Source organism: Serratia sp. CoH_134_PS_4 (genome assembly GCF_058190535.1).
The window spans coordinates 82164-89221 of record NZ_JBXWKI010000020.1 but is presented as its reverse complement, the minus strand read 5'-3'; the positions used below and the strand labels follow the sequence as shown (position 1 = coordinate 89221).

At 51.3% G+C, this 7058-nt stretch carries 6 protein-coding genes; 2 read left to right on the top strand and 4 right to left on the bottom strand.

The features are described 5' to 3' along the window. Window positions 1–66: 66 nt before the first annotated feature. Window positions 67–855, bottom strand: coding sequence for a cupin-like domain-containing protein (locus AC2FCQ_RS23110; RefSeq protein ID WP_490309040.1), 789 nt, complete (start codon window positions 853–855; stop codon window positions 67–69). Window positions 856–897: 42 nt separating this feature from the next. After that, window positions 898–2124: an MFS transporter gene (locus tag AC2FCQ_RS23105; protein WP_404759347.1), complete on the bottom strand. Its 1227-nt coding sequence runs from the start codon at window positions 2122–2124 to the stop codon at window positions 898–900. 599 nt (window positions 2125–2723) lie between these two features. On the opposite strand from AC2FCQ_RS23105, the gene AC2FCQ_RS23100 reads away from it, so the two are divergent. Continuing rightward, window positions 2724–3950, top strand: coding sequence for a M24 family metallopeptidase (locus AC2FCQ_RS23100; RefSeq protein WP_265553932.1), 1227 nt, complete (start codon window positions 2724–2726; stop codon window positions 3948–3950). A gap of 205 nt (window positions 3951–4155) precedes the next feature. Continuing rightward, the gene (locus AC2FCQ_RS23095; RefSeq protein WP_490309039.1) at window positions 4156–5124 is read left to right on the top strand and encodes a Dyp-type peroxidase; all 969 of its coding nucleotides are present in this window, start codon (window positions 4156–4158) and stop codon (window positions 5122–5124) included. Window positions 5125–5318: 194 nt separating this feature from the next. Here AC2FCQ_RS23095 and arsC read toward each other — a convergent pair whose 3' ends face one another. Together arsC and AC2FCQ_RS23085 are read right to left on the bottom strand one after the other, a co-directional pair. After that, the gene (arsC, locus tag AC2FCQ_RS23090) at window positions 5319–5750 is read right to left on the bottom strand and encodes a glutaredoxin-dependent arsenate reductase (protein ID WP_209635640.1); all 432 of its coding nucleotides are present in this window, start codon (window positions 5748–5750) and stop codon (window positions 5319–5321) included. A gap of 22 nt (window positions 5751–5772) precedes the next feature. Then, complete coding sequence (locus AC2FCQ_RS23085; RefSeq protein WP_490309038.1) at window positions 5773–7056, bottom strand: arsenic transporter; 1284 nt, start codon at window positions 7054–7056, stop codon at window positions 5773–5775. Between the last annotated feature and the right edge of the window lie 2 nt (window positions 7057–7058).

Sequence of the window (7058 nt, the reverse complement as noted above, 5' to 3'; positions counted from 1 at the left end):
GAAAGCGTGCGTATTGCCTGAAAACACAACCCGCTACGGGGGAGACTTACCCGAAATCTGATTTATTCAACAAAGCCGTGCGGAATACAAGACATAGGGCCGGCGCAGGATTTTTAGATCCCACAGCCAAAAATTTACGTTGATGTTTAGATCGTCTAACGATTCGGCCTGGTGCCACCATCCCAGCGGCAAATAAAGCATCTCGCCGGGTTCTAAAATGAAATCACGCTTTTGTGAGCTTTTCGCCGCCAAACGGGGAAAACGTTGAGGGTCAATATTATTGAAGTCAAAAACCTGGGACTTATCGCCAAACCCCTTGAGAATTGAGCGCGGGTAGTAATCGCGGCGACCAGGCGGAAAAAGAACGAATCTTTTTCTTCCCTGTAGAGAAATATTGAAATTCTCCAGCTCATCAAAGTGGCTCTGTGTGAAAACACCATGATAACTGATCCACAAATTAGCCGCATTCAAACCGCGCCGAGAAGCCAACAACGAAAATGCGTCGAATCCGAGGATGGCATTAATATCTTCCGGTCGGTGCATAATATTGGAAACCACGCGATACCACGTATTATGGTCTTTCTGATATTCCTCACTCCCCAAAAAACCACGCAGCTGTATTTTCATGGTTTTCCAACGCTCGGTATTTTCCTTATTGCTGGCCTCCCGGAATAAGGTGACATTATCATCACCTAACCGCTGTGCAATAAGGTCATTTGCGCTATGGCTGACATCCAGCGGTAAATCCGTGATAATCACCGGAACATCGGCTCTAAATATAGCCTCAACACCCATAGCAACGAATTCATTAAAGGTAATACGGGGAACGGGAATACCCGTTGTTAACTGGTTCACGATTGCCGTTTTCCTGTCTCGTAATAATATTGAGATAGCCCGTTAAACTGGGCTTGGCGTTGACTTCTCACTGAGTAATGACTGGCTGAACAGACTGGCTAACAAGGCGAGTACACCGGCAGCAACGGCGATCCAGGCAACGTGAGCGGCGCCTGCCTGATCGGAAAGCTGCCCGCCTAGCGATACCCCTAAGGAAAACCCCAACCATCCGGCACTGGACAACCAGGAAAACCCCTCGGACAGGCAGCCTTTCGGGGTTAAGGATTCCAATAGGTTACTGCAGGTGATTAATAAGGGAGCCACCGATATACCTGCAACAAATGCAGAGATCCCCATAATGATGGGGGCATTGGTGAACACCAGAGGCAGCGTCCCCGCACACAGCGTTGCGGACGTGATCAGCAGCAACCGTGGCTGCGGTACAGACCAGTTCATCGCACCATAACAGATACCGCCAACCAAGCTGCCCGCCGCACAAAGCGACAATAGCACGCCAGCCAGAGTCGGATTGCCCGCCTCTTTTGCAAAGGCGATCATCATGACGTCGATAGCACCGAGAAAGATGCCCACTGCGGCATAGGAGATCATCAGCCGACGAACCCATGCCATGCTAATGGCTTTGCGGGTATCTTTATCGGCCCGCTGCACAATCACGGGCTCCGAACGTCGATGCAGCACCAGAGCCATAGAACCACTGAACGTGAGCATGGCGCACAACACCAAACCTGCGGCAGGGTGCAATACAGTGGCTAAAACAATGGCGATTAACGGCCCCAATAAGAAAATAATCTCATCGAGAACCGTCTCTAATGCATACGCCGTTCGCAGTGCCTCATCGGTAACCATTGACGCCCAGCGCGTCCGAATAAAACCGTCAACCGGTACCGATGAACAACCAATAGCAATAGCCGCAGCCATAATCGCCCATAAATGTGCATTAAATAACACCAAGACGATAAGCAGCGTTATTGCCATGACATGACAGCAGCTGGTGGTAATAAGTACCTTTCGCTGACTCATTTGGTCAGCAAATCGACCCAGCACAGGACTGGCCAAGGCCTGTGTAATCATTAACGCCCCAGCAACGGTACCCGCCATCCACAGTGAGTTAGTGGTTGCAGATATTAACATGATGCAGCTAATAGACCGCATCGCCACAGGAAAGCGAACGAGTAGCCCAAATAATGAAAGCGTAGCATGCCCAGGCCCGGACAGTAATCGGGTATAGGAAGCAAAACTGAATTTAGACTCAATGTCATTTGTTTCCATAAAGGACTCTCGTTAATAAAATCACGTATACCCAGGCAAATAAATATATCTATTTAGATATATCCATCCGCTTATAAGAAGATGTGCACAATGCGGCCAGTCTTTAATTGATACGTTTTCACATAGCCGCTGGCGTATAATAAAACCCAAAACACCCCCACATTGCCTACAGCACAAGCAACGTAGTATTTTTAATATCAACATCGTTGTGATTAGTAATTACTAACACACCATCGTGTAAAATTATAACAATCAAATAAGAACATTTAATAGGATGGGCATTAAGAATTAGCAACGCTAATCAATATTATCAAGAGCGTTTTTGCATCACATGAATGCAATTATGCATTCAATTTAAAATACAATGAGTTAACTCAACATTCAAGCGGAAATATAATTTCTGGTTAGCTTATAACGCCGTTTACAACAAAATCTGTTGGACAACGTTGAGGCATATCGGCCTCCCGGGGAAAACTGTGCTGTATTCGACAGTTTTCTTATCTATTTGAACCAAGTATTCGCGCTGCGCTTTACTTATGATGAAGGTTTAGCGCCGGAACATTGCCCCCAGATATTTCACATTTCGCAAGGAGAAACGCATGGCTACAGGCATTGGCGGTTGCACGCCTCAAGACGCCCTGGAACAGCTGCAACCGTTAACGGATAATCCGCCTGACATTGCCGCCAGTGAGTATCGACAGCGCATTCAGCAAGCACAGCACCTGATGCGTCAAAACGGTATCGACGCCTGCTACATCAATGCTGGCAGCAATTTGCTCTATTTTACCGGTACCCATTGGTCGCCCAGTGAACGCATGGTCGGCGCAGTGATCCCGGCCGAAGGGGATATCGCCTATATTGTGCCCTGGTTTGAAATAGGCACGTTCAAAGACGCGCAGGTTATTGAGGCCGAGATATTCAGCTGGCATGAAGAGGAAGATCCCTATCGGCTGTTCTTCACCCTTCTGGCCTCTCGTGGGTTGGCGGGCACCGGGCGCGGGCACAAAATAGCCATTTGCGAAACGGCGCCAGTGACGTTGTTCCTCGGTTTGCAGCAGCATGCGGGCGACATGACGTTGATCAGCGCACAGCCTGTCACCGGGCACTGCCGTAGCCGTAAATCAGCAACGGAAATCGCACTGATGCAGACGGCCAATAACATTACGTTGCGTGTCCAGCAGGCCGCGGCAAGTATATTGCGTCCGGGTATCACCGCCAGAGAGCTGGTCGGTTTCGTGGACAAAGCCCATCGCAAAATGGGTACATCAGGGTCTTACTTTTGTATTGCGCTATTTGGATCGGACAGTGCATTCCCGCACGGTGTGAAAGAGCCAAAGCCATTACAACACAACGATGTCGTACTGCTGGATACCGGTTGCCGCTACAAGGATTATCTGTCTGACATTACACGCACCTATGTGTACGGTGACGCCAGCGCACGACAACGTTTCGCCTGGCAGGCCGAACATGAAGCCCAGGCCGCGGCATTTGCGGTTATTGCACCGGGCGTGCCCTGCCATAAAGTGGATGATGCCGCGCGCGACGTGCTGGTCTCTCATGGCTTCGGGCCAGATTATCAGTTGCCAGGCTTGCCACACCGTACCGGGCACGGTATTGGGCTGGACATTCATGAGGCCCCCTATCTGATCCGTAAACAGACGCAGCCGCTCGATGTCGGCATGTGCGCCAGTATCGAACCCATGTTATGCCTGCCAGGCGAGTTCGGTATTCGCCTTGAGGACCATTTTTACGTCACTGAGGACGGGGCTCGCTGGTTTACAACGCCGGCAAAATCCATTGACGATCCTTTCGATATCGCACGTTGAACCCCCACCCGGGCGGTTATACCGCTCGGATTTACACATCGCGGCAAATAACCGGTAAACACCGGACGTGGTTCAGAAACCCCTCTTGCACCAATGGCCTCATTCCGCCACCACAGATGCCCACTGACAAACTGCGGTTAATCGGTTGGCGTTGGCGCGAAAATAGATTAGTTTTGAGTTCCGACTTTTTTATGCACCGGATGCTATGACTACCCATACGCAACAACCTCAGGCTGTTTTCAGCCCTGTTACACGCCATGCGATCTTCCTGGTCGCCACACTGTCGACCGAACCTGCACACCTCGCGACAGTGCGTGGCTGGTGCGCCGATATCAGCGGCGTGATCCGTTCCGTCGGCAAAAGATCTCCGGCAGGAAACTTAACCTGCGTCTGCGGTTTTGGTTCCACGGCCTGGGACAGGCTATTCGGTCAGCCTCGTCCGTCACAACTTCATCCTTTTCGCGCAATAGGCTCCGGTGACCGTATTGCCGTCTCCACACCCGGCGATATTCTGTTGCATATCCGTGCCGATGAGATGGATCTGTGCTTTGAGCTCGCAACACAGCTGATGAACAAACTCGGTGGTGCCGTGACAGTCATTGAAGAAGTACACGGATTCCGCTACTTCGATCAACGGGCGATGATTGGCTTTGTCGATGGCACCGAAAACCCTGAGGGTCATGACGCTTTCGACTACACGGTGATTGGCAATGAAGACGCCGCGTTTTGCGGCGGCAGTTACGTGTTGGTGCAAAAGTATCTGCATGATATGAAAGGCTGGAATTCACTGACCGTTGAAACGCAAGAGAACATTATTGGTCGTCACAAGCAATCCAATATAGAACTGGACGAGGGCGTCAAACCCTCGTCATCGCACAGTTCGTTGACGACGCTGGTGGATGAAAATGGCGATGAAGTCAAAATATTGCGTGACAATATGCCCTTCGGTAAACCCGGCATGGGCGAGTTTGGCACTTACTTTATTGGTTACGCACGTTCCCCTCAGCCCATCGAACAAATGTTGGAAAACATGTTCGTTGGCCGCCCGGCTGGCAACTATGATCGCCTGCTCGATTTCAGCCACGCGGTTACCGGCAGCCTGTTCTTTGTCCCCTCGGCGACCTTGTTAGAAGATTTGGCCGACCGCAACACCACCGAAAACGCGGCCCAGTAAATGTCCATGGCGCCGCGGCCAAACCAGCGTGGCGTCTTTCTTCCTCATTTTGAGCGCCTTTAAGCGCTGAACTTGCCTAAACCCTTTCACCACGTCAATACCAGAGTGCGACCTGTGGCGAGCAAGGGTTCAGGCTAAGTATTTTGATTGTTCAACTGCGCTGAAAACAGGGTTCGGCGATGCGGACCAGGGGGTTACTTTTCCGTTATCCGCTGCCCCTGGGCATCAATGACAGGTTCGCCATCTTCTTTACTGAAGGGACCTTGTTGTGCATCCGGCAGGATATCCAATACCATTTCCGACGGGCGGCACAGTCGGGTGCCAAGCGGCGTTACCACGATCGGCCGGTTGATCAATATCGGGTGCTTCAACATAACGTCGAGCAACTGATCATCGCGCCACTCCACATCCTCAAGATTCAGCGTGCCGTAGGGCTCGACATTTTTTCGCAACAAGGCACGTACAGAAATACCCATATCAGCAATCAATTCAATTAGTTGTTCGCGACTTGGCGGTGTCTCCAGATACAAAATGACAGCCGGTTCCACCCCACTGTTGCGGATCAACGCCAATGTATTGCGCGACGTGCCACAAGCCGGGTTATGGTAAATCTTGATGATACTCATGACGTTCTCTCTTGGATTAAGACTAAGGCAACAGGCGCAGCACCAGAGCGACCAACGCGACAAATAGCACCGGAAACGTCATCACGATGCCCACGCGGAAGTAATATCCCCAGGTGATAGCGATATTTTTTTGCGACAACACGTGCAACCACAGCAGCGTGGCTAAGCTGCCAATTGGGGTAATTTTCGGCCCCAGATCGCTGCCTATCACGTTGGCATAAATCATCGCCTGTTTAATCACTCCCGTAGCGCTGCTGCTGTCAATCGACAGTGCTCCCACCAACACCGTCGGCATGTTATTCATCATAGAGGACAAAAAGGCGCTCAGAACCCCCGTCTCCAGCGTTGCCGCCCATATCCCGCGTTCTGCCAGCGTATCAAGCACACTCGCCAACAGACCGGTTAATCCTGCGTTGCGCAGGCCATAAACCACCAGATACATGCCCAAAGAAAAAACCACAATCTGCCAAGGTGCACTGCGAAGAACTTTCCCGGTATCTATGACCCGCCCTCTTTTCGCGACAACCAACAGAATCAATGCGCCAATGGCAGCTACTGCGCTAACCGGCACACCGAGCGGTTCCAGTCCAAAAAAACCGACCAACAACAATACCAATACACCCCAGCCGGCTTTAAATGTCGGTAAATCGCGAATTGCCTCCCGTGGCCGCCGTAATCGCGACAGGTCATAGTTCACGGGAATATCATGACGGAAGAACAAATGCAGCATCACCAGTGTGGCAACGATAGCGACAATATTCACCGGGACCATTACGGCGGCATACTCAGTGAAACCCAGTTGGAAGTAGTCCGCGGAAACAATATTCACCAGATTGGACACCACCAGCGGTAGGCTTGCGGTATCGGCAATAAACCCCGCAGCCATCACGAAGGCCAATGTAGCTCCTGGGCTGAAACCCAATGCCAGCAACATAGCAATCACAATTGGCGTCATGATCAACGCCGCACCGTCATTGGCGAACAGTGCCGCCACCGCTGCCCCCAGCAGCACAATATAGGTGAATAACCAACGCCCTTTCCCCTTGCCCCAGCGCGCTACGTGCAGCGCCGCCCATTCGAAAAAACCAGAGGCATCCAGCAGCAAGCTGATCAAAATCACGGCGACAAACGTGGCAGTAGCATTCCAGACGATCTGCCAGACCAGAGGAATATCACTGAGATGCACCACGCCAGTCAGCAATGCCAGCCCCGCGCCAAGTGAAGCACTCCAGCCGATGCCTAACCCTTTGGGTTGCCAGATCACCAAAATGATAGTCAGGATGAATATTACCCCGGCCAGCACCATCA